The organism is Delftia deserti, assembly GCF_042653485.1.
Taxonomy (GTDB): Bacteria; Pseudomonadota; Gammaproteobacteria; order Burkholderiales; family Burkholderiaceae_C; genus Comamonas; species Comamonas acidovorans.
This window is the reverse complement of the sequence record NZ_JBHSIH010000001.1, coordinates 4490001-4509340: the sequence shown is the minus strand read 5'-3', so window position 1 is coordinate 4509340 and position 19340 is coordinate 4490001. Positions and strand designations below refer to the sequence as shown.

Below are 19340 nucleotides of genomic sequence, written 5' to 3'. Positions count from 1 at the left end.
ACGGCAGCTATTGCGTGGCAGCATAAGGGCCAACCCCGAGCAGAACAGGCCACGAAGGTTGCAATAATTGCCAGCATGTTCACCCCCTCGCTGGTCAAGACCCCCCTGCCCCAGGCGGCCGCCACCATGGCCTCCGCACACCCTGCAGTCACGCCCATGGCCTTTGTGCAGGCCATTATGCTGGCCTACGAACGCCGGGGCATCAGCGCCCTGTCCGCCCTGGAGAAGGCACAAATCGCGCCAGACTCCGTCAAAGAGCGCAACGAGTGCATCACGGCGCTGCAGATGGAGGCACTGTCCGATGCCGCCATGCGCGAACTCGACGACGAGGCCCTGGGCTGGTTCTCGCGCCGCCTGCCCTGGGGCAGCTACGGCATGCTGGCACGCGCCAGCATGGGCAGCGAGCAGCTGGGCCTGGCGCTGGCGCGCTGGTGCCGCCACCATGGCCTGCTGGCCGACGACATCCGCCTCACGCTGACGCAGGAAGACGGCGTTGCCACGCTGGCCATCGAGGAGCTGTCCACGCTGGGCGCCATGCGCGAGTTCTGCCTGCTGTCGGTGCTGCGCAATATCCACGGCCTGGCCAGCTGGTTCATCGATGAGCCGCTGCCGCTGCGGCGCGCCTGCTTTCCCTTCGATCCCCCGCCGCATGCGGGCGTGTATGCGCTGCTGTTCCCGCCGGGCGAGGTGGAGTTTGGCGCGGCCCGGGCCTGCCTCGAGTTCGACGCGCGTTTTCTGGATATGCCGCTGACGCGCGACGAGCCTGCGCTGCAGCGCATGCTGCAGCGCGCCCTGCCGCTGCAGGTGCGCCCCTACCGGCGCGAGCGCCAGCTGATGCAGCGCGTGCGCCAGCTGCTGGCGGCCGACGCCGAATGCCTGCAGACGGCCGACACGCTGGCGCGCCAGCTGCACCTGTCCCAGCGCAGCCTGCACCGCCAGCTCAAGGAAGAAGGCGCCTCGCTGCAGGCCCTCAAGGACGAGGTGCGGCGCGAGCGCGCCATCGGCCTGCTGCTGCGCACCAGCCGCCCCATCAAGCGCATCGCCCAGTCCTGCGGGTTTCTCAACGACAAGAGCTTCATCCGCGCCTTCCGGCTGTGGACGGGGCTGTCGCCTTCCGAGTTCCGCAAGAGCGCGCGAGCCCGGCCCGAATGAGGGCCGCGTGCATCCTGGCGCGATTTGCATCCTGCGCGACAGCCGCCGTCCGCGCATCTGGCCTAGGCTTTGCACATGCACCACCTCCACCACTGCGTCAGCGCGCGCTCCTTCCGCGCGCTGTGGATGCTCGAAGAGCTGCAGCTGCCCTACACGCTGCACATGCTGCCGTTTCCGCCGCGCGTGCGGCAGCGCAGCTACCTTGAACTCAACCCGCTGGGCACGGTGCCGCTGCTGCGCCACGGCGAGGCCAGGCTGACCGAGTCGGCCGCCATCTGCGAATACCTGGCCGCCCTGCACCCCGGGGCCGGCCTGTCCGTGCAGCCGCAGGAGGCGGACTTCGCGGCCTACCTCAACTGGCTGCACATGAGCGATGCCACGCTGACCTTCCCGCAGACCCTGGTGCTGCGCTATGCGCACTTCGAGCCGGCAGAGCGGCGCCAGCCCCAGGTGGCCCAGGACTACCAGCGCTGGTTCCTCGCGCGGCTGCGCGCCGTGGAGCAGGACGTGCAACAGCGCGACTGGCTCACGGCAGGCCGCTTCACCGCTGCCGACGTGGCCGTGGGCTATGCGCTGATGCTGTCGGCCCACCTGGAGATGGAAGCCCAGTGGGGACCGGCCACCCAGGCCTACTGGACGCGCCTGCAGCAGCGGCCCGCCTTCCAGCGCGCATTGCTGGCCGAGCAGCAGGCCGCGCAGGCCCAGGGCGTGGAGGCCCGGCCTTCGCCCCGGTTGCGGGACTGAAGGCGGGACCGGGGCTCAGGCCCGTGACGGGAGAATGGCCCGCAGCATGGCGGGCAGTTCGCCCATGTCGCCGAACACGCAGCTGGCGCCGGCTTCGAGCAGTTGCTCGGCCGATGCGTGGCCCTGGTCGGCCGGGAAGTAGCCCCAGACCGTGGCGCCTGCGGCCACGCCTGCGGTGACGCCCGTCACCGTATCCTCAATGACCAGGCAGTTGGCAGGCGCCACGCCCAGGGCCGCCGCTGCGGCCAGGTACACATCGGGAAAGGGCTTGCTGCGCGGCAGCTCATGGCCGCTGAAGACGCGGCCCTCGAAATACGGGGCCATGCCGACCTGGGCCAGCTGCATCTCCACCTTGGCGCGGTCCGCGCCCGAGGCGCAGGCGATGCGGCCAGCGCACAGCGCATGGGATTCGCTGACGGCGGACAGCGCGCCGTCAATGGCCACCAGCTCGGCGCGCAGCGCGGCGTTGCGGCGCTCGTAGAAGGCGGCCATCCATGCGTCGGTCAGCGGCTTGCCGGTGCGCGCCTCGATCAGCGCGGCCTGGCTGCGCACGGTCTTGCCGATGAATTCGCGCAGGCATTCCTCGGTGCTGATGGGCCAGCCCGATTCATTGAGCATGGTGCACAGCACGCGGTTGGTGATGGATTCACTGTCGACGAGCACGCCGTCACAGTCGAAGAGCACGGCCTCGAAAGCAGTCATGAATGGATTCTCGAAACAAACTGAGCAAGGGCGCCCTGGGCGCCCTTGCTGCGGAAAATGGCCGGATTATGCGCCGGCCGCGCATGCCTGTGCCCTGCTCAGGGGAAGGAGGCACCGGCCAGCGGATGCACCATGCGGCGGACGTTGCGCACCGAGATGGAATGGAACTGGCCATCGTCGGTGACCACATCGCCGAAGGCGAAAAAGCCTTCGGCCGCGTTGCGGTTGAACTGCTCCAGGCGCTGCGCGAGGCTGGCGTTGTTGGACACGGATTCGAGGCGGTACTCGATGGCGCCCTGCTGGTCGCCGCTCTTTTCGTACAGCTGCACGCCTTCGGTATTGCCGCGCAGCACCAGGGCGCCGCGCAGCAGGTGGCCCTTGGCCCCCATCTCGTCCAGGCGCTGCTTCAGCGCCGTGCCGTTGGCCATGCCGAAGGGCGCGGCCAGGGCGAAGACCGCGTACTCGAAGGCCGGTGCCTTGGAGTCCTTGACGTAGAGGTTGAACATCTCGTCGCCCGAGATCAGCGGGCCCATGTAGCGGAAACCCCGGCCGCTCATCTCGGCCAGTTGCTGCGTGAAGCCGGACGTGTCCAGCGCACCCACGGCGGGGCGCGTCTCGTAGCTGTAGGTGGCGGCGGCGCTGCTGCTGCGCACATAGAGGTTGCGCAGGTCCTGCGTGCTGCCGGGGAACGCCATGCCCGACTTGTACAGGTAGCCCTGCGCACCCTGCGCATTGAGCTGGGCCACCAGGGCCGAGACGCCCGCCACGTCGGCCACCATGCGGTAGTCCAGGCGCGTGCCGGTGTGGGCCGTGTCGGTAACGTAGAAGTCACCGATGGGAACGGGGAAGGTCGTGCCGCCCGAGGCCAGGCTGTAGGTGAAGGCATAGCCTTGCGCCCCCAGCGTGTTCATGGCGGACAGGGCCGCGTCGAAGTTTTCGGCAGCCGTCTCCATGCGGTACTGGCCGGTCACCGGGGTCGTCGTGCCGCCGCCAGGGTTGCCGGGCGTGCCGGGGTTGCCAGGATTTCCGCCATTGCCGGGATCTCCGCCGCCCGGTTCTCCCAATCCACCACCACCACCGCCGCCGCCACAGGCGGCCAGGGTTCCCAGAAGCATCAATGCCGCACTGCGGCGCGTGAGCTGTACCATCTTCATGACTATCTCCCCTTCTCGTTGAATACATGCCCGTTCCATGCGGAATCTCAGGGCATCGGCGGCGATTTTGGGGAGTTGGCCGACATCCGGTCACCCCCCGGCCGGGGGGTAATCGTTACGATGTGCGCAAGGTGTATCCGGGCGCGCCCTGGCGCTCCAGCCCTTTCGACATGCCTTCGCGCGGACCATGCACAGCCATCGCCTCCTGACCGATTCCTCCTGTCTCCAATCGGGCCGCTATGCCCTGGTGATCGACGACCACCCGCTGACTGCCATGGGCGTGTCCGAGTTCCTGAAACAATTCGGCCTGTCCGAAGTCCATGCCGTGGCCGATGCGGGCGAAGGCCTGCAGTGCATGGCCGGCAGGGGATCGCCGCATCTGGCCATCGTGGATTTCTGGCTGGGTGCCAGCGCGGGCACGGACGTGGTGCGCGAAATCCGCACGCTGGCGCCCGCCTGCCGCGTGCTCATGACCAGCGGCGACACGCATGGCGCGATTGCCCTGAAGGCACGCGCGGCGGGGGCCCATGGCTTTGTGCTCAAGTCCCAGCCGCCGCAGGTGCTGCAGCAGGCCGTGGCGGCCCTGCTGCGCGGCGAGACCTGGTTCCCCGCCGCCCCGCTGGCGCCACAGGCGCCGGGCGGCGCCCATGCCATCCGCATGACGGCGGCCGAGCTGGGCCTCACCCCGCGCCAGGCCCAGGTGCTGGATCTGGTGCTGCGCGGCCTGCCCAATCCCAGCATTGCGCAGTTGCTGCATCTATCGCCGCACACGGTCAAGGAGCATGTGGCCGGCGCCCTGCAGCGCCTGGGCGTGCACAGCCGCATCGACGCCATCACGCGCATGCAGGGCATTGCGCTGGAGCTGCCGCCTTCCGTCCCGCCGACCGATACGGTTCAGGCGCCGGCCACGGCCAGTCTGCGCTGAAGCAGGGCCAGCAGCGCCAGCGGGTCCACGGGCTTGCGCAGCAGCAGATAGCCCAGTTCCTGCGCCTCCTGCTCCAGCGCCGGCGACGGCTCGCCGCTGAGCAGGGCGCCCGCCGCCTGCGGCGCTTGCGCCAGCACGTTCTGCAGCAGCGCAAAGCCGTTCTCGCCCCGGGCCCGATGGTGGTCGCACAGCACGAAATCGGGATGCTGCCCCGCCGCCAGCCAGTCGGCCACCTCGCGGCCCGTGGCGGCCACATCCACCTGCAGCCCCCAATCGCGCAGCAGGCCGGCCAGGGCCCGCGCCACCTGCGCATCGTCATCGACCACCCAGCACCGGCCCTGGAGCAGGGGCGACCGGGCCTGCGCCTGCGCCTGCGCCTGCGATCCTTCGGACGGTCCCTCGGACTGCTGCAAGGCCGCCTGCACATTCAGGCTGGACGGCAGTTGCAGCCAGAAGCAGGAACCCCGCCCCGGCGTGGACAGCAGGCCGTGCTCCACGCCCATGCGGCGCGCCGCTGCGGCCACCACGGCCAGGCCCAGGCCCTGGCTGCTCACGCCGGGCAGGTGGTCGGCCGCAGGCTGGGCCGCGCGCCGGGCCGCCTGGCCTGAGCGCGCGCGAAAGTGCGGTGCGAAGACATGGGGCCGGTCTTCAGCCGCAATGCCCAGGCCCGTGTCCCAGACCTCGATGCGCCAGCCCCCGCCGTGCACGCGGGCGGCCAGCAGCACGCCGCCGCGCTGGGTGTAGCGCAGGGCGTTGTGCAGCAGGTTGAACACCATCTGGCGCAGCAGGGCCTCGTCGGCACGCACCAGGCTGTCCATGCCGCGCGCCACGCGCCAGCGCAGCACCAGCCCGCGCTGGCGTGCCTCGGCCGCGAACAGGCGCGTGGCATCGCCCAGCAGAATGCGCAGGTCCATCACCTGGGCGCGCAGCTCCCAGGTGCCGTTCTCCAGCCGCGACAGGTCCAGCAGGTCGTTGCACATGGTGCCCAGCGACTGGGCGCAGGCCTGGGCATCGTCAAGCACGCCTGCCAGTGCGCCGTCGGCATTGCGCTGGCGGGCGGTTTCCACCAGCAGGCCCAGCGCGTGCAGCGGCTGGCGCAGGTCATGGCTGGCGGCCGAGAGGAAGCGGCTCTTGGCCTCCAGCGCCTGTTCGGCCTGCTCCTTGGCCGCCAGGTAGCGCTCGGCCAGCAGCTGGCGGTCACGCTCCTGCGCCCATTGCTGCAGCATGAGCTGGCGCGCCCCCCAGGCATGGCGCGCGATGGTGGCGCCATACAGCATGAGCAGCGGCAGCAGGTACAGGCCCCTGTTCGGGAAGTACCAGACAACGGCCAGCAGCATGGCGCCGTACAGCACGCCGAAGAAGCGCTTGAATACGGCAGAGGCCGGCGCCAGGAAGGTGGCGGCCGAGGCCACGACGCCGCACAGCACCAGGTAGATGAAAAGCCGGAACTCATGGCCGCTGCCGTGGGTCAGCGGTATCGCCAGCGCCCAGGAACCGGCGTTGAGCAGGGCCATGCGGCCCATCACGCGTTCCCAGCGCTGCAGCCGCGCTGGCAACTCGGCCGATGGCACGGCAGCTCCCAGGTCCCGGCGCAACTGGCGCCGCAAACCGACAAAGACGCAGGCCATGAGCGCCATGCCCAGCCACCACAGCAGCAGCGGCACCTGGAAGGCGCCCGTTTCGTGCCGCTGCAGCCAGACCACGATGCCGGGGATGATGAGGGCCGCCGCCTCGGACGAGCCCCGCGATGCGATGGACAGCAGCAGCCGCTGGCGCTGCTGCAATTTCCACAGCGGCTCCGCAGGGCCGCCGCCGTGTTCAGAACTGGTCGCCATCCACGTAGAGCCAGCGCCCGGCTTCGCGCACGAAACGGCTGCGCTCATGCAGGCGCACGGCGCGGCCGCCCACGCGGTAGCGCGCGACGAACTCCACCTCGGCGCGGTCATCGCCGGTGCTTCGGAAGTCCTTGACGGCCAGCCCCAGCCAGCGTGCCGAAGGCTCGAAGTCCAGCGTGGCGGGCCGCTGGCTGGCGTGCCAGGTGGCCAGCAGATAGGCGGCGTCCTCGCGCACGAAGGCGCTGTAGCGCGAGCGCATCAACGCCTGGGCATCGGGCGCGGGGCAGTCGTCGAAATGGTCCAGATAGCGGCCGCAGCAGGCATCGAAGGCCAGGGGACGGCCCTTGGCATCGTGCTGGCCGCAGGGACAGGCCGGGGAGGTGGCGGCAGCGCTCATAGCGGCTGGCCCTGCGGAACTTGCGGAACTTGGGGAATTTGGTAGAGGACGGCGCGGGAGCAGGAATGCATGTCAGTCACGGCCGCCTTGCTGCGACCGGGTTCTTGATGGAGGACAGGCGGGCCATGATACTGACCGCGGGCCCTCGGGCCTGTAAGGAGAGCCCATGTTTTCAATGTCGGTCCCGTGGTGGGAGTTCGTGGTGCGCGGCGTGGCCGTCTACCTGTTCTTGCTGGTGTTCCTTCGGCTGACGGGGCGGCGCCAGACGGGGCAGTACGCGCCCTTTGACCTGGTGCTGCTGCTCATCCTGTCGAATGCGGTGCAGAACTCCATGAATGCCGGGGACAACTCGCTGATCGGCGGCATGGTCTCGGCCTCCACGCTGATCCTGTGCCATCTGCTGCTGTCCTGGCTGACCTTCCGCTTTCCCGCGCTGGAGCGGCTCATCGACGGCAAGGCCAAGGCCCTGATCAGGGACGGACACCTGAACAAGGATCTGATGCGCCAGGAACGCATCACGCGCGACGATATCGAGGCCGCGCTGCGTGCGGGCGGCTGCCTGCACCTCAGAGAGGTGGAGCGCGCCACGCTGGAGACCGACGGCAGCATCACCGTCGTCCTGCGCCGCCGCGACAGCGAGAACGACGGCGATCCGCCGGTCTGACCCCCGGCCCGGCAGGCCCTGTCAGTCGAGCTGCTCCAGGAAGCGCTCGATGGCCAGGTTCACGGGCTGCGGATGCGTGAGGTTGGCCGCATGGCCGGCACCCGGCACCTCCACCCACTGCGCCCTGGGCAAGGCCTTGGCCATGGCGCGTGCACGGTCGGGCGTGATGGCGGAGTCGTCCGTGCCATGGATGACCAGGGCCGGCACATGGATGTCGGGCAGGCGCGGGCTGATGTCATCGCGCTGGGCCAGCGCCAGAAAGCTCTGCCCCAGGTTGATGGGCGTGGCCTTCTTCCATTTGGCACGCCAGGCCGCCGCGCCGCTCCAGCCCTGGCCCAGTATGGTGCGCTCCACCGTGGTCGCCATGTCGTCGCTGAGGCCATGCTCCATCCAGGCGCGCAGCAGGGCTTCGTGGTGGGGCATCTGCTCGGGGTCTTCCAGCATGGCCTGGGTGTCGATCAGCACCAGCGCGCGCACGATCTCGGGGTGGATGAGCGCACAGCGCAGCGACAGGTAGCCGCCCTGCGACATGCCGACCAGCACCGCGCGCTCCACGCCCAGGTGCTCGAGCAGGGCGGCCAGGTCGTCGGCCGAGTCGTAGTAGTCGAAGGGTGCGCACTGCTCGGGGTCTGCCGTCTGGCCATGGCCGCGCTCGTCCCAGCTGATGCAGCGAAAGCGCCCCTGCAGTGCCTGGACCTGGGGGGCGAACATGGTGTGGTCCATGAGCAGCCCGTGCGAAAACACCAGGACCGGGCCTCTCCCGCCCGTGTCCTCGTAGTACAGGTTCTGGCCGTTGACGGAAGCGATGGGCATGTCGGGATCTCCTGCGAAGGTGGTCACAAACCTGCCGGAAACGGCCGCCCGCCTCTCCCGGGCGCCTTCCCGGCGACGCTCCATGCTAAGCCCTGCGGGTGTCAGGGCCATCCGGCCCGACCCGCAGCGTGGGGAATTGGCCTCAGGCCAGGGCGCGCTGGATGAGAATTTTCTGCACGTCGCTCGTGCCTTCGTAGATCTGGCAGACGCGCACATCGCGGTAGATGCGCTCGACGGGAAAATCGTTGACCACGCCATAGCCGCCCAGGGTCTGGATGGCGGCGCTGCACACGCGCTCGGCCATTTCGCTGGCAAAGAGCTTGGCCATGGCTGCTTCCTTGAGGCAGGGCAGGCCGGCATCGCGCAGGCTGGCCGCATGCCAGATCAGCTGGCGCGCGGCCTCGATCTGCGTGGCGCAGTCGGCCAGGCGAAAGCCCACGGCCTGGTGGTTGAAGATGGGCTGGCCGAAGCTCTCGCGCTCCTTGGAGTACTGCAGCGCGCAATCGAAGGCCGCACGCGCCATGCCCACGCTCTGCGCGGCAATGCCGATGCGCCCGCCTTCCAGCGCCGACAGCGCAATCCTGTAGCCCTCGCCCTCGGCGCCGATGAGGTTGGCCGCGGGGATGCGGCAGCCCTCGAACTGGATCTGGGCCGTGTCCGAACTGTGCTGGCCCAGCTTGTCCTCCAGCCGCAGCACCTGGTAGCCGGGTGCGGAGGTCGGAACGATGAAGGCGCTCATGCCGCGCTTGCCAGCAGCCTTGTCGGTGACGGCGATGACGATGGCCACGTCGCCGTTCTTGCCGCTGGTGATGAACTGCTTGACGCCGTTGATCACGTAGTCGCTGCCGTCGCGCGTGGCCGTGGTGCGCAGCGCCGAGGCATCCGAGCCCACATGCGGCTCGGTCAGGCAGAAGGCGCCCAGCATCTCGCCGCGCGCCAGCGGAGCCAGCCATTGCTGCTTTTGCGCCTCGCTGCCATAGCGCATGAGGATGGCGTTGACGGGGCAGTTGGTCACGCTGATCACCGTGCTGGTGCCGCCGTCGCCGGCTGCGATTTCCTCCAGCACCAGGGCCAGGCTCAGGTAGTCGAGGCCGGCGCCGCCGTACTCCTCGGGCACGCAGATGCCGTAGGCGCCCAGCGCCGCCAGGCCCTGGTGCACGTTCTTGGGAAAGTGGTGTTCCTTGTCCCAGCGTGCGGCATGGGGCGTGATTTCGGTGCGCACGAAGTCGCGCACCGCATCACGGATCATTTCCTGGTCTGCGTTGAGCAGCATGTCTTGTCTCCTGATTCTTGTTTCGTTGTTCGTTGTCCGTTGCGCTGGCCGGATCTACCGTCGGATCTACCAGGCGATGCGCTGCCCGTCATGCCGCAGCATGCGGCCCCGGTCGGCCGGCGTGACGCCGGCCAGCGTGCGCACCAGGCCCTGCACGCTTTGCTCGACGGTGAAGGTGGCGGCCGCGCCACCCATGTCGGTCTGCACCCAGCCCGGGTCCAGCGCGACCACGGTGGCACCGGGCCATTGCGGCTGGGCGCTGGCCACGACCATGTTGAGCGCGGCCTTGCTGACGCGGTAGAGCCAGGCGTCGGATTCGGCGTCGGCCAGCAGCGACATCTGGCTGGAGAACAGGCCGAACACGCCGCCCGCCGCCTCGACCAGCGGCGCCACCTGGGGCAGCACCTGCATGGCGCCCAGCACATTGGTGTGCATGACGCGGTCGAACTGCTCGCGCGTGGGCGGCGTGGCCGAGCTGTGGGCATCCCACACCCCGGCCACGTACAGCGCCAGCTCGATCTTCTCGCCGTCGAGCTGCCAGGCCAGGCCGCTGACGCTGGCCGGGTCGGCCACATCCACCAGCAGCACCTTGGCGCCCGTGGCCTCGACGCGCTCGCGGTCGGCCTCGCTGCGCACCGTGGCGACCACGCTGCGGCCCTGGGCCGCATAGGCCTCTACCAAGGCAAAACCAAGCCCGCGCGAGGCTCCCAACACCAGAGTGACTGCCATGTCTTTCGACCTTTCAAATGGAATGCGGTCAGCGGCCCTGCTCGCCCGCGATCTGCTTTTCGTAGCGCTCGACCATGGCCTCCTGCGTCTCGGTGGGCGCAGGCAGGCCGATCTGCTGGTGGACCATCTGGTTCACCGAGGGCATGACGTTGCGCGGCACCTGGGACTCGGGCTTCCAGAGCCGGGCACGCATGAGTGCCTTGGCGCAGTGCAGATAGGCCTCCTGCACCTGGATCTCCAGAACGATCTTGGGCCGGAAGCCTTCGCTGGCGAACAGCGCCGTGTAGTGGGCCTCGTCGCGCAGCTTGGCCACGCCGTTGACGCGCAGGGTCTCGTCGAAACCCGGCACCATGAACAGCAGGCCGATGCGCGGATCGGCGATCAGGTTGCTGAAGCTGTCCAGGCGGTTGTTGCCGCCCGAATCGGGAATCAGCAGCGTCTGGTTGTCGGGCGCCTTGATGAAGCCCGGCTTGCCGCCGCGCGGCGAGGCATCCATCATCGCGCCCGCCCCGCCCCCCGTGGCCACGATGCACAGCGGCGACAGCGCGATGAAGCGCAGGCAGTGCCGGTCCAGGTCCACCTGCTGCTTGAGCAAGGCCCTCTCGGCCGGCATGGCATACAGGCTGCGCAACTGTTCTTCGCTGGTGATCATGGTGTGGAGGGCTCGATGAGGCAGGCAGGCGATGCGCCCGAAGGACCCGAGCTTAGACGAGTTCTATCGCCATTGCGGTGCCTTCACCGCCACCTATGCACAAGGTCGCCAGGCCGCGCTTGCCGCCACGCGCCTGCAGGGCGTGCAGCAGCGTGACCAGGATGCGCGCACCGCTGGCGCCGATGGGGTGGCCCAGCGCACAGGCGCCGCCGTTGACGTTGACCTTGTCGCGCGGCACGCCCAGCTCGGCCATCAGGGCCATGGGCACGACGGCAAAGGCTTCGTTGACTTCCCACAGGTCCACGTCCGCCGCCGTCCAGCCGGCCTTCTTGAGGGCCTTCTGCGTGGCGCCCACGGGTGCCGTGGTGAACCATTCCGGCTCCTGGGCATGCGTGGCATGGGCGACGATGCGCGCCAGCGGCTTGCAGCCCAGTTCCTTGGCCGTGGACTCGCGCATCAGCACCAGGGCGGCGGCGCCGTCGTTGATGCTGGAGCTCGAGGCGGCCGTGATCGTGCCGTCCTTCTTGAAGGCGGGCTTGAGGCTGGCGATCTTGTCCAGCTTGGCCTTGGCCGGGCCTTCGTCGATGCTGACCGTGACGTCGCCCTTGCGCGTGGAGACGGTGACGGGCGTGATCTCGGCAGCGAAGGCGCCGCTTTCCGTGGCGGCCTGGGCGCGCTTGACGCTTTCGATGGCGTAGGCGTCCTGCTGCTCGCGCGTGAAGTGGTACTTGGCAGCGCAGTCCTCGCCAAAAGTGCCCATGGAGCGGCCAGGCTCGTAGGCGTCTTCCAGGCCGTCGAGCATCATGTGGTCATAGACCTTGTCGTGGCCCATGCGATAGCCGCCACGGCCCTTCTTGAGCAGATAGGGCGCATTGGTCATGCTTTCCATGCCGCCCGAGACCACCACATCGCGGCTGCCTGCGACCAGCTGGTCGTGCGCCAGGATGGTGGCCTCCATGCCGGCGCCGCACATCTTGGACAGGGTCACGGCGCCCGTGCTGCGCGGCAGGCCGCCCTTGAAGCCGGCCTGGCGGGCGGGCGCCTGGCCCTGGCCCGCCATCAGGCAGTTGCCGAACAGCACCTCGTCCACTTTCTCGGGCGCAACCCCCGCGCGCTGCACGGCCGCCTTGATGGCGGCGCCGCCCAGATCATGGGCCGCGAGGTCGGCGAAGTCGCCCTGGAAGGCGCCCATGGGGGTGCGGGCTGCGCCGACGATGACGATGGGGTCTTGCATGCTTGTCTCCTGGGTTGTCGTGATGGTGAAAGAAAGGGAAAACGGGTCAGGCCAGCCAGCGGCTGCGCTCGTAGGGGAAGACATCGTGGACATGGCCTTCGCGGATGCGCTGCTGGTGCGCCTGCCAGAAGGCGGGGTCGAGCAGGTCGGCATGGTGGCGCATGAAGACTTCGCGCACGGCCGGGTTGCCCAGCAGAAAGGGCGCGAAGGTTTCCGGGAACACATCGCGCGGGCCCACGGGGTACCAGACCTCGCCGCTGAGCTCGTCCTCCTCGTTGCGCGGCGCGGGCACCTGGCGGAAATTGCAGTCGGTCAGGTATTCGATCTCGTCGTAGTCGTAGAACACCACCTTGCCGCCGCGCGTGATGCCGAAGTTCTTCCACAGCATGTCGCCCGGGAAGATGTTGGCCGCGACCAGGTCCTTGATGGCATTGCCGTACTCGATCACGGCGCTCTCCAGGCGCTGCCGCGGTGCCGGCAGGTCCAGCCCGTCATCGAAGCACTCCTGCAGCAGCATGTTCAGCGGCACCATGCGCCGCTCTATGTAGAGGTGGGAGATGATGACCTCCTGCCGGCCATCGCCGTCGCGGTCGCTGATCTCGACCTGGCTGGGCGCATGCTCCAGGATCTCGGCGATCAGCGCATCCGAAAAGCGCTCGCGCGGGAAGGCGACCAGGCTGTACTCCAGCGTGTCGGCCATGCGCCCCACGCGGTCGTGCTGCTTGACCAGGCGGTACTTGGCCTTGACCTGCTCGCGCGTGATCTCCTTGGGCGCGGCGAAGCGGTCCTTGATGAGCTTGAACACATAGGGAAAACTGGGCAGGTCGAACACCAGCATGACCATGCCCTTGATGCCGGGTGCGATGCGGAACTGGTCGCGCGAATGGCGCAGGTGGTGCAGGAAGTCGCGGTAGAACAGCGTCTTGCCCTGCTTGGCCAGGCCCAGGGCGTTGTACAGCTCGGCGCGCGGCTTGCGCGGCATCAGGCTGCGCAGGAACTGCACGTAGGCGCTGGGCACGTCGGTATCGACCATGAAGTAGGCGCGCGCAAAGCTGAACAGGCCGTGGAAGTCCTTCTCGCCGAACAGGGCCGCATGCAGCACCAGCCGGCCGTTGTCGCCGTGCAGGATGGGCACGGCCCAGGACAGCTCGGCAAAGCCGTTGATGATCTTGCCGACGATGTAGGCGCCCTTGTTGCGGAAAAACAGGCTGGACAGCACCTGGATCTGGAAGTTGGCGTACAGGCGCATGGCCTGCAGCTGCGGCTCCAGGCGCTCGGCCAGGCGGGCGATGTCGCGCTCCAGGTCCTCGAAGGGGCGCTGCAGCGCGAATTGCTCCACGACTTCGCGCAGCGTCTGCGGCAGCGTCTCGCGCGTGGGGTAGAAGGCCAGGTAGGCCGGGCGCGCAGCCGGCTCCTGGTTCTCTATGTATTCCGTGCTGACGGCGGGCCGCACGAAGATGAAGTCGTTGTGGAAATGCGTGCGGTGCAGGATCTTGGTGGTGACCGAGTTGAAGAAGGTCTCGGCCAGCTCCGGCTGCAGGTGGTTGACCATGAGCCCGATGTAGTGGCGCTTGATCTGCTGCCAGACCGGCATGGGCTGGGCGCCCGCCGCAAATTCCTTTTCCAGCCGGCGCACGCATTCGCGCACGCGCAGGTCGTAGAACTCGATGCGCTCGCGCTGGGCACGCTGCTGGCCCAGCCAGTCGGCGGTTTCGAAGCGGTGCTTGGCCCGGGCGGATTCGGCGCGGAACAGGCGGTAATGGCGGTTGAAGCCATCCATCATCGCCCGCGCGATGTCGTGGGCAAGCAAGGTGTCCTGGGCAGGCATCGGCATGAAGTCTCCCGGGGTCCCGCCTGCCATGGCCGCTCAGTCGCGCTGGCGGCTGGCGACCAGCTCGACAGCCTCGGCATGGATGTTGGCGATGCCGCCGACACCGGGCACGGTCATCTGCAGATTGGTGATCAGGCCGTCCTTGAGGCCATAGCACCAGCCGTGCAGCGTGACCTTCTGGCCGCGTGCCCAGGCATCCTGCATCACCGTGCTCTGCGCCACGTTGATCACCTGCTCGATGGCATTGAGCTCGCACAGCGCGTCATGGCGCCATTGCGGGGACAGGCTGGCCAGCAGCGCCTGGTGCTTGTCGCGCACATCCTTCACATGGCGGATCCAGTTGTCGGCCAGGCCCACGCGCACATCCTCCAGTGCCGCCAGCACGCCGCCGCAGCCGTAGTGGCCCACGACCATCAGGTGCTCGACCTTGAGCTGGTCCACCGCGTACTGGATGGTGGACAGGCAGTTCAGGTCGCTGGGCACGACCACGTTGGCCACGTTGCGGTGCACGAACACCTCGCCAGGCTCCAGGCCCGTGATCTGGTTCGCAGGGACGCGGCTGTCGGAACAGCCGATCCACATGTAGCGGGGCTTTTGCTGCGACAACAGCCCGGTGAAGAAACCGGGCCGGTCACGCTCCATCTGCCGGGCCCATTCGCGGTTGTGGACAAACAGTTCTTCGATGGAGGTTGTGCTCATAAGCAATCCTTTTGTTGGGTCAAACTCAAGAACGGCGCGGCAGGCGGGTGCAGGATCAGCAGGTCTCTGCGAACAGCTCGCGGCCGATCAGCATGCGACGGATCTCGCTGGTGCCGGCGCCGATCTCGTAGAGTTTCGCATCCCGCCAGAGGCGACCCAGTGGGTATTCGTTGATATACCCATTACCTCCATAGATTTGAACGCCTTCGCCGGCCATCCATGTCGCCTTCTCGGCGCACCACAAAATGACGCTGGCGCAGTCCTTGCGGACCTGGCGAACATGCTCCGTTCCCAGCAGATCGAGGTTTTTGGCGACCGTATAGGCAAAGGAGCGACCCGCTTGCAGCACGGTGTACATGTCGGCCACCTTGCCCTGGATGAGCTGGAACTCGCCAATGCTCTGGCCGAACTGCTTGCGGTCATGGATGTAGGGCACGACGTTGTCCATCACCGACTGCATGATGCCCAGCGGCCCGCCGGTCAGCACGGCACGCTCGTAGTCCAGGCCGCTCATCAGCACCTTGGCGCCGTTGTTCAGCCCGCCCAGCACGTTCTCGGCCGGCACCTCGACGTTCTCGAACACCAGCTCGCCCGTGTGGCTGCCACGCATGCCCAGCTTGTCCAGCTTCTGGGCAATGGAAAATCCCTTCATGCCCTTCTCGATCAGGAAGGCGGTCACGCCGCGGGCGTTCAGCTCGGGCTCGGTCTTGGCGTACACCACCAGGGTGTCGGCATCGGGACCATTGGTGATCCACATCTTGGTGCCGTTGAGCAGGAAGTAGCCGCCCTTGTCCTCGGCCTTGAGCTTCATGCTGATCACGTCCGAGCCGGCGCCGGGCTCGCTCATGGCCAGCGCGCCCACATGCTCGCCGCTGATCAGCTTGGGCAGGTACTTGGCCTTTTGCGCCTCGTTGCCGTTGCGGTTGATCTGGTTCACGCAAAGATTGCTGTGCGCGCCATAGGACAGGCCCACCGAGGCACTGGCACGCGAGATTTCCTCCATCGCCACCATGTGGGCCAGGTAGCCCATGTCGGCGCCGCCGTACTGCTCGGACACGGTGATGCCCAGCACGCCCAGATCGCCAAACTTGCGCCACAGGTCCATGGGGAACTGGTCGTCGCGGTCGATCTCGCCGGCGCGCGGTGCAATCTCGGCCTGTGCGAACTCGCGCACGGCATCGCGCAGCGCGTCGATGTCCTCGCCCAGTTGGAAGTTCAGGCCCGGCAGGTTGGAAAGGCTCATCTCGTGTCTCCTGTGGAAATTTGGTGAAAGAACGCCGCCCGGCTCAGTCGGCCAGATCGCGGCCCTGCACGCACATCAGCGTGCAACCCATGGTGGCAATCAGTTTTTCGCGGCCTTCGTCGATGGCATAGGCGCGCCCCTCGGTCACGATGATCGTGCGGCCCGGCTTGATCACCCGGCCTTCCATGCGAAAGCGCTGGCCCTTGGCGGGGGCCAGCAGATTGATCTTGAATTCGATGGTGAGCACGGCAGCATCGGCCGGCATCAGGGTCAGCCCTGCATAGCCGCAGGCGGAATCCAACGCCGTGGAAACCATGCCGGCATGCAAAAAGCCATGCTGCTGCGTCAGCCCTGGCGCCCAGTCCAGACAGACATCGACAGCTCCGGGCTCCAGCAGGAACAGCTCGGCGCCCAGGGTGTGCATCGCGCCCTGGCGTGCAAAACTGTCTCGCACACGGCGGGCAAAGTCGCTGTTGGCAGGTTCCAGTCGGAGCGTGGTCAAGACAGGCCTCACAAATTACGTTTACGTAAACGTCAATTATGAGGCATTTTTCCCATCCAGGTGTTTCAACAGAGTGCGGGCCTCGGATTCCTGCTCCCGCACCTCGGCCAGGTTGGCCTGCAGATCGGCCAGGCGGTCCTCGAGCTGGCGGCGGTGCACAGCCAGCACTTCCAGGAATTTGCGCAGTTGCACGCCCGTGTCGCGGGGGCTGTCGTAGAGATCGATGATCTCCTTGGCCTCGTTCAGAGACAGCCCCAGGCGCTTCGCGCGCAAGGTCAGGCGCAATCGGGTGCGATCACGCGGACTGTAGACACGGTTGCGCCCGCCAGGCCCGGCACGCTCGGGCTCAAGCAAGCCCATGTCCTCATAGAAGCGGATGGCCCGGGTCGTGAGATCGAACTCCTTGGCAAGATCGCTGATGGTGTAGGTAGTCGACATGGCTGGAGAGTCCGCCGGCATCCACAGCCGGCGGCCATGGGAATGCGACGTTGACGTTAACGTCAATGCTAGCGGAATTAGCTGCAGGAAACTGCGCCGGATGTCGCATCCGGGTGCCGAGAAAGAAGCCATGCAGGCATAAAAAAAGAGAGCGCGTCAGCGCTCTCTTTTTTTGGGATGTCCTTTTTGGATGTTCGTTTTGGCTGTCCGTTTTGGCGGTTCAGCCTGTTTCCCCGTTCCCTACAGCCCAATGCAAAAAACCCCGTAGCTTTGGGCTACGGGGTTTCTTGGGCTGTAAGAGCCTGACGATGACCTACTTTCACACGGGAACCCGCACTATCATCGGCGCAAAGTCGTTTCACTGTCCTGTTCGGGATGGGAAGGAGTGGTACCAACTTGCTATGGTCATCAGGCATAACTTGTTGTCATGCTGCTCACCGAGCAACACAACGAATTCATAGAGTCTGTAATCAGCTTTGTATTTTGACTGCGCCTTACTTGGCATAACCACCTTGATGATCAACGTCATCAAAGTTATAGGGTCAAGCCTCACGAGCAATTAGTACTGGTTAGCTTAACGCATTACTGCGCTTCCACACCCAGCCTATCAACGTCCTGGTCTTGAACGACTCTTCAGGGGGCTCAAGGCCCCGGCAGATCTCATCTTGAAACGAGTTTCCCGCTTAGATGCTTTCAGCGGTTATCTCTTCCACACTTAGCTACTCGGCAATGCCACTGGCGTGACAACCGATACACCAGAGGTGTGTCCACTCCGGTCCTCTCGTACTAGGAGCAGGCTTCCTCAAATCTGCAGCGCCCACGGAAGATAGGGACCAAACTGTCTCACGACGTTTTAAACCCAGCTCACGTACCTCTTTAAATGGCGAACAGCCATACCCTTGGGACCGACTACAGCCCCAGGATGAGATGAGCCGACATCGAGGTGCCAAACACCGCCGTCGATATGAACTCTTGGGCGGTATCAGCCTGTTATCCCCAGAGTACCTTTTATCCGTTGAGCGATGGCCCTTCCATACAGAACCACCGGATCACTATGTCCTGCTTTCGCATCTGCTCGACTTGTCAGTCTCGCAGTTAAGCACGCTTATGCCATTGCACTATCGTCACGATGTCCGACCGTAACTAGCGTACCTTCGAACTCCTCCGTTACGCTTTGGGAGGAGACCGCCCCAGTCAAACTGCCTACCATGCACTGTCCCCGATCCCGATAAGGGACCTGGGTTAGAACCTCAAACGCACCAGGGTGGTATTTCAACGTCGGCTCCATGAGAACTAGCGTCCTCACTTCAAAGCCTCCCACCTATCCTACACAGATCCGTTCAAAATCCAATACAAAGCTACAGTAAAGGTTCATGGGGTCTTTCCGTCTTTCCGCGGGGAGATTGCATCATCACAAACATTTCAACTTCGCTGAGTCTCTGGAGGAGACAGTGTGGCCATCGTTACGCCATTCGTGCAGGTCGGAACTTACCCGACAAGGAATTTCGCTACCTTAGGACCGTTATAGTTACGGCCGCCGTTTACTGGGACTTCAATCAAGAGCTTGCACCCCATCATTTAATCTTCCAGCACCGGGCAGGCGTCACACCCTATACGTCCACTTTCGTGTTTGCAGAGTGCTGTGTTTTTATTAAACAGTCGCAGCCACCGATTTTTTGCAACCGCTTTGGGCTCCCTTTGTTCAAGTTCACCTACTTGCGGCATACCTTCTCCCGAAGTTACGGTATCAATTTGCCGAGTTCCTTCTCCAGAGTTCTCTCAAGCGCCTTAGAATACTCATCTCGCGCACCAGTGTCGGTTTGCGGTACGGTCGTGTGTAGCTGAAGCTTAGTGGCTTTTCCTGGAAGCAGGGTATCACTCACTTCGTCTGCAAGCAGACTCGTTATCACCCCTCATCTAAGCCCGGCGGATTTGCCTACCAGGCACGACTACAGGCTTGAACCAACATATCCAACAGTTGGCTGAGCTAACCTTCTCCGTCCCCACATCGCACTACACATCGGTACAGGAATATTGACCTGTTTCCCATCAGCTACGCATCTCTGCCTCGCCTTAGGGGCCGACTCACCCTACGCCGATGAACGTTGCGTAGGAAACCTTGCGCTTACGGCGAGGGGGCTTTTCACCCCCTTTAACGCTACTCATGTCAGCATTCGCACTTCTGATACCTCCAGCACCCGTTACCAGGCACCTTCACAGGCTTACAGAACGCTCTCCTACCACTTGCAATAAATTGCAAATCCGCAGCTTCGGTAACTGGCTTAGCCCCGTTACATCTTCCGCGCAGGACGACTCGATCAGTGAGCTATTACGCTTTCTTTAAATGATGGCT

Annotated in this window: 18 protein-coding genes and 2 rRNA genes (1 of these 20 only partly in view); 4 read left to right on the top strand and 16 right to left on the bottom strand. The window is 65.9% G+C overall.

What is annotated here, in order from left to right:
* Positions 1–75: 75 nt before the first annotated feature.
* Complete coding sequence (locus ACFPFG_RS21665; protein ID WP_197954778.1) at positions 76–1152, top strand: AraC family transcriptional regulator; 1077 nt, start codon at positions 76–78, stop codon at positions 1150–1152.
* Positions 1153–1227: 75 nt separating this feature from the next.
* Complete coding sequence (locus ACFPFG_RS21660; protein WP_183018938.1) at positions 1228–1896, top strand: glutathione S-transferase family protein; 669 nt, start codon at positions 1228–1230, stop codon at positions 1894–1896.
* 15 nt (positions 1897–1911) lie between these two features.
* Here the strand turns inward: ACFPFG_RS21660 and ACFPFG_RS21655 are convergent, their stop codons facing one another.
* The gene (locus ACFPFG_RS21655; protein ID WP_183018939.1) at positions 1912–2598 is read right to left on the bottom strand and encodes an HAD family hydrolase; all 687 of its coding nucleotides are present in this window, start codon (positions 2596–2598) and stop codon (positions 1912–1914) included.
* A 98-nt stretch (positions 2599–2696) separates the two neighbouring features.
* The gene (locus ACFPFG_RS21650; RefSeq protein WP_380108200.1) at positions 2697–3752 is read right to left on the bottom strand and encodes a hypothetical protein; all 1056 of its coding nucleotides are present in this window, start codon (positions 3750–3752) and stop codon (positions 2697–2699) included.
* Positions 3753–3939: 187 nt separating this feature from the next.
* On the opposite strand from ACFPFG_RS21650, the gene ACFPFG_RS21645 reads away from it, so the two are divergent.
* Positions 3940–4677 (top strand): response regulator, encoded by a 738-nt coding sequence (locus ACFPFG_RS21645; protein WP_197954776.1) that lies wholly within the window; start codon positions 3940–3942, stop codon positions 4675–4677.
* Here the strand turns inward: ACFPFG_RS21645 and ACFPFG_RS21640 are convergent.
* Both ACFPFG_RS21640 and ACFPFG_RS21635 read right to left on the bottom strand, forming a co-directional pair.
* A complete protein-coding gene (locus ACFPFG_RS21640; RefSeq protein ID WP_380108198.1) occupies positions 4647–6512 on the bottom strand; it encodes a hybrid sensor histidine kinase/response regulator in 1866 nt (621 codons plus the stop codon). The two genes, ACFPFG_RS21645 and ACFPFG_RS21640, sit on opposite strands and share 31 nt — an antisense overlap.
* The gene (locus ACFPFG_RS21635) at positions 6496–6909 is read right to left on the bottom strand and encodes a YchJ family protein (protein ID WP_183018943.1); all 414 of its coding nucleotides are present in this window, start codon (positions 6907–6909) and stop codon (positions 6496–6498) included. The genes ACFPFG_RS21640 and ACFPFG_RS21635 overlap by 17 nt, the downstream gene beginning before the upstream one ends.
* Before the next feature lie 166 nt (positions 6910–7075).
* Here ACFPFG_RS21635 and ACFPFG_RS21630 point away from each other — a divergent pair, with 166 nt between their 5' ends.
* On the top strand, positions 7076–7573 hold the full coding sequence (locus tag ACFPFG_RS21630; protein WP_380108196.1) for a DUF421 domain-containing protein: 498 nt from the start codon (positions 7076–7078) through the stop codon (positions 7571–7573).
* A 21-nt stretch (positions 7574–7594) separates the two neighbouring features.
* Here the strand turns inward: ACFPFG_RS21630 and ACFPFG_RS21625 are convergent, their stop codons facing one another.
* The 12 genes from ACFPFG_RS21625 to ACFPFG_RS21570 form a co-directional block, all read right to left on the bottom strand.
* Complete coding sequence (locus ACFPFG_RS21625; protein ID WP_197954770.1) at positions 7595–8386, bottom strand: alpha/beta fold hydrolase; 792 nt, start codon at positions 8384–8386, stop codon at positions 7595–7597.
* A gap of 142 nt (positions 8387–8528) precedes the next feature.
* The gene (locus tag ACFPFG_RS21620) at positions 8529–9659 is read right to left on the bottom strand and encodes an acyl-CoA dehydrogenase family protein (protein ID WP_197954768.1); all 1131 of its coding nucleotides are present in this window, start codon (positions 9657–9659) and stop codon (positions 8529–8531) included.
* A gap of 66 nt (positions 9660–9725) precedes the next feature.
* Positions 9726–10388: an SDR family oxidoreductase gene (locus tag ACFPFG_RS21615; protein ID WP_013800385.1), complete on the bottom strand. Its 663-nt coding sequence runs from the start codon at positions 10386–10388 to the stop codon at positions 9726–9728.
* Between the two features lie 28 nt (positions 10389–10416).
* Positions 10417–11040, bottom strand: coding sequence for a pyridoxamine 5'-phosphate oxidase family protein (locus ACFPFG_RS21610; protein WP_197954764.1), 624 nt, complete (start codon positions 11038–11040; stop codon positions 10417–10419).
* Positions 11041–11092: 52 nt separating this feature from the next.
* Positions 11093–12274, bottom strand: coding sequence for an acetyl-CoA C-acyltransferase (locus tag ACFPFG_RS21605; RefSeq protein ID WP_183018947.1), 1182 nt, complete (start codon positions 12272–12274; stop codon positions 11093–11095).
* Between the two features lie 46 nt (positions 12275–12320).
* Complete coding sequence (gene aceK / locus ACFPFG_RS21600) at positions 12321–14108, bottom strand: bifunctional isocitrate dehydrogenase kinase/phosphatase (RefSeq protein ID WP_183018948.1); 1788 nt, start codon at positions 14106–14108, stop codon at positions 12321–12323.
* Positions 14109–14141: 33 nt separating this feature from the next.
* Positions 14142–14804: a carbonate dehydratase gene (can, locus tag ACFPFG_RS21595; protein WP_183018949.1), complete on the bottom strand. Its 663-nt coding sequence runs from the start codon at positions 14802–14804 to the stop codon at positions 14142–14144.
* 55 nt (positions 14805–14859) lie between these two features.
* Entirely contained in the window at positions 14860–16047 is a 1188-nt protein-coding gene (locus ACFPFG_RS21590; protein WP_013800381.1) for an isovaleryl-CoA dehydrogenase, read from the bottom strand.
* Between the two features lie 43 nt (positions 16048–16090).
* Positions 16091–16549, bottom strand: coding sequence for a PaaI family thioesterase (locus ACFPFG_RS21585; protein WP_183018950.1), 459 nt, complete (start codon positions 16547–16549; stop codon positions 16091–16093).
* 36 nt (positions 16550–16585) lie between these two features.
* The gene (locus ACFPFG_RS21580; RefSeq protein ID WP_183018951.1) at positions 16586–16987 is read right to left on the bottom strand and encodes a MerR family transcriptional regulator; all 402 of its coding nucleotides are present in this window, start codon (positions 16985–16987) and stop codon (positions 16586–16588) included.
* A 300-nt stretch (positions 16988–17287) separates the two neighbouring features.
* A 5S ribosomal RNA gene (gene rrf, locus ACFPFG_RS21575) occupies positions 17288–17400 on the bottom strand.
* Positions 17401–17525: 125 nt separating this feature from the next.
* Positions 17526–19340 (bottom strand): 23S ribosomal RNA (locus tag ACFPFG_RS21570); it runs 1061 nt beyond the window's last position.

Coding starts and splice junctions, on each gene's coding strand:
- ACFPFG_RS21655 (WP_183018939.1), bottom strand. CDS start 2,598: ATGACTGCTTTCGAGGCCGTGCTCTTCGACTGTGACGGCGTGCTCGTC.
- ACFPFG_RS21640 (WP_380108198.1), bottom strand. CDS start 6,512: ATGGCGACCAGTTCTGAACACGGCGGCGGCCCTGCGGAGCCGCTGTGG.
- ACFPFG_RS21615 (WP_013800385.1), bottom strand. CDS start 10,388: ATGGCAGTCACTCTGGTGTTGGGAGCCTCGCGCGGGCTTGGTTTTGCC.
- ACFPFG_RS21610 (WP_197954764.1), bottom strand. CDS start 11,040: ATGATCACCAGCGAAGAACAGTTGCGCAGCCTGTATGCCATGCCGGCC.
- ACFPFG_RS21650 (WP_380108200.1), bottom strand. CDS start 3,752: ATGAAGATGGTACAGCTCACGCGCCGCAGTGCGGCATTGATGCTTCTG.
- ACFPFG_RS21590 (WP_013800381.1), bottom strand. CDS start 16,047: ATGAGCCTTTCCAACCTGCCGGGCCTGAACTTCCAACTGGGCGAGGAC.
- ACFPFG_RS21620 (WP_197954768.1), bottom strand. CDS start 9,659: ATGCTGCTCAACGCAGACCAGGAAATGATCCGTGATGCGGTGCGCGAC.
- can (WP_183018949.1), bottom strand. CDS start 14,804: ATGAGCACAACCTCCATCGAAGAACTGTTTGTCCACAACCGCGAATGG.
- ACFPFG_RS21630 (WP_380108196.1), top strand. CDS start 7,076: ATGTTTTCAATGTCGGTCCCGTGGTGGGAGTTCGTGGTGCGCGGCGTG.
- ACFPFG_RS21580 (WP_183018951.1), bottom strand. CDS start 16,987: ATGTCGACTACCTACACCATCAGCGATCTTGCCAAGGAGTTCGATCTC.
- ACFPFG_RS21625 (WP_197954770.1), bottom strand. CDS start 8,386: ATGCCCATCGCTTCCGTCAACGGCCAGAACCTGTACTACGAGGACACG.
- ACFPFG_RS21605 (WP_183018947.1), bottom strand. CDS start 12,274: ATGCAAGACCCCATCGTCATCGTCGGCGCAGCCCGCACCCCCATGGGC.
- ACFPFG_RS21660 (WP_183018938.1), top strand. CDS start 1,228: ATGCACCACCTCCACCACTGCGTCAGCGCGCGCTCCTTCCGCGCGCTG.
- ACFPFG_RS21665 (WP_197954778.1), top strand. CDS start 76: ATGTTCACCCCCTCGCTGGTCAAGACCCCCCTGCCCCAGGCGGCCGCC.
- ACFPFG_RS21635 (WP_183018943.1), bottom strand. CDS start 6,909: ATGAGCGCTGCCGCCACCTCCCCGGCCTGTCCCTGCGGCCAGCACGAT.
- aceK (WP_183018948.1), bottom strand. CDS start 14,108: ATGCCGATGCCTGCCCAGGACACCTTGCTTGCCCACGACATCGCGCGG.
- ACFPFG_RS21645 (WP_197954776.1), top strand. CDS start 3,940: ATGCACAGCCATCGCCTCCTGACCGATTCCTCCTGTCTCCAATCGGGC.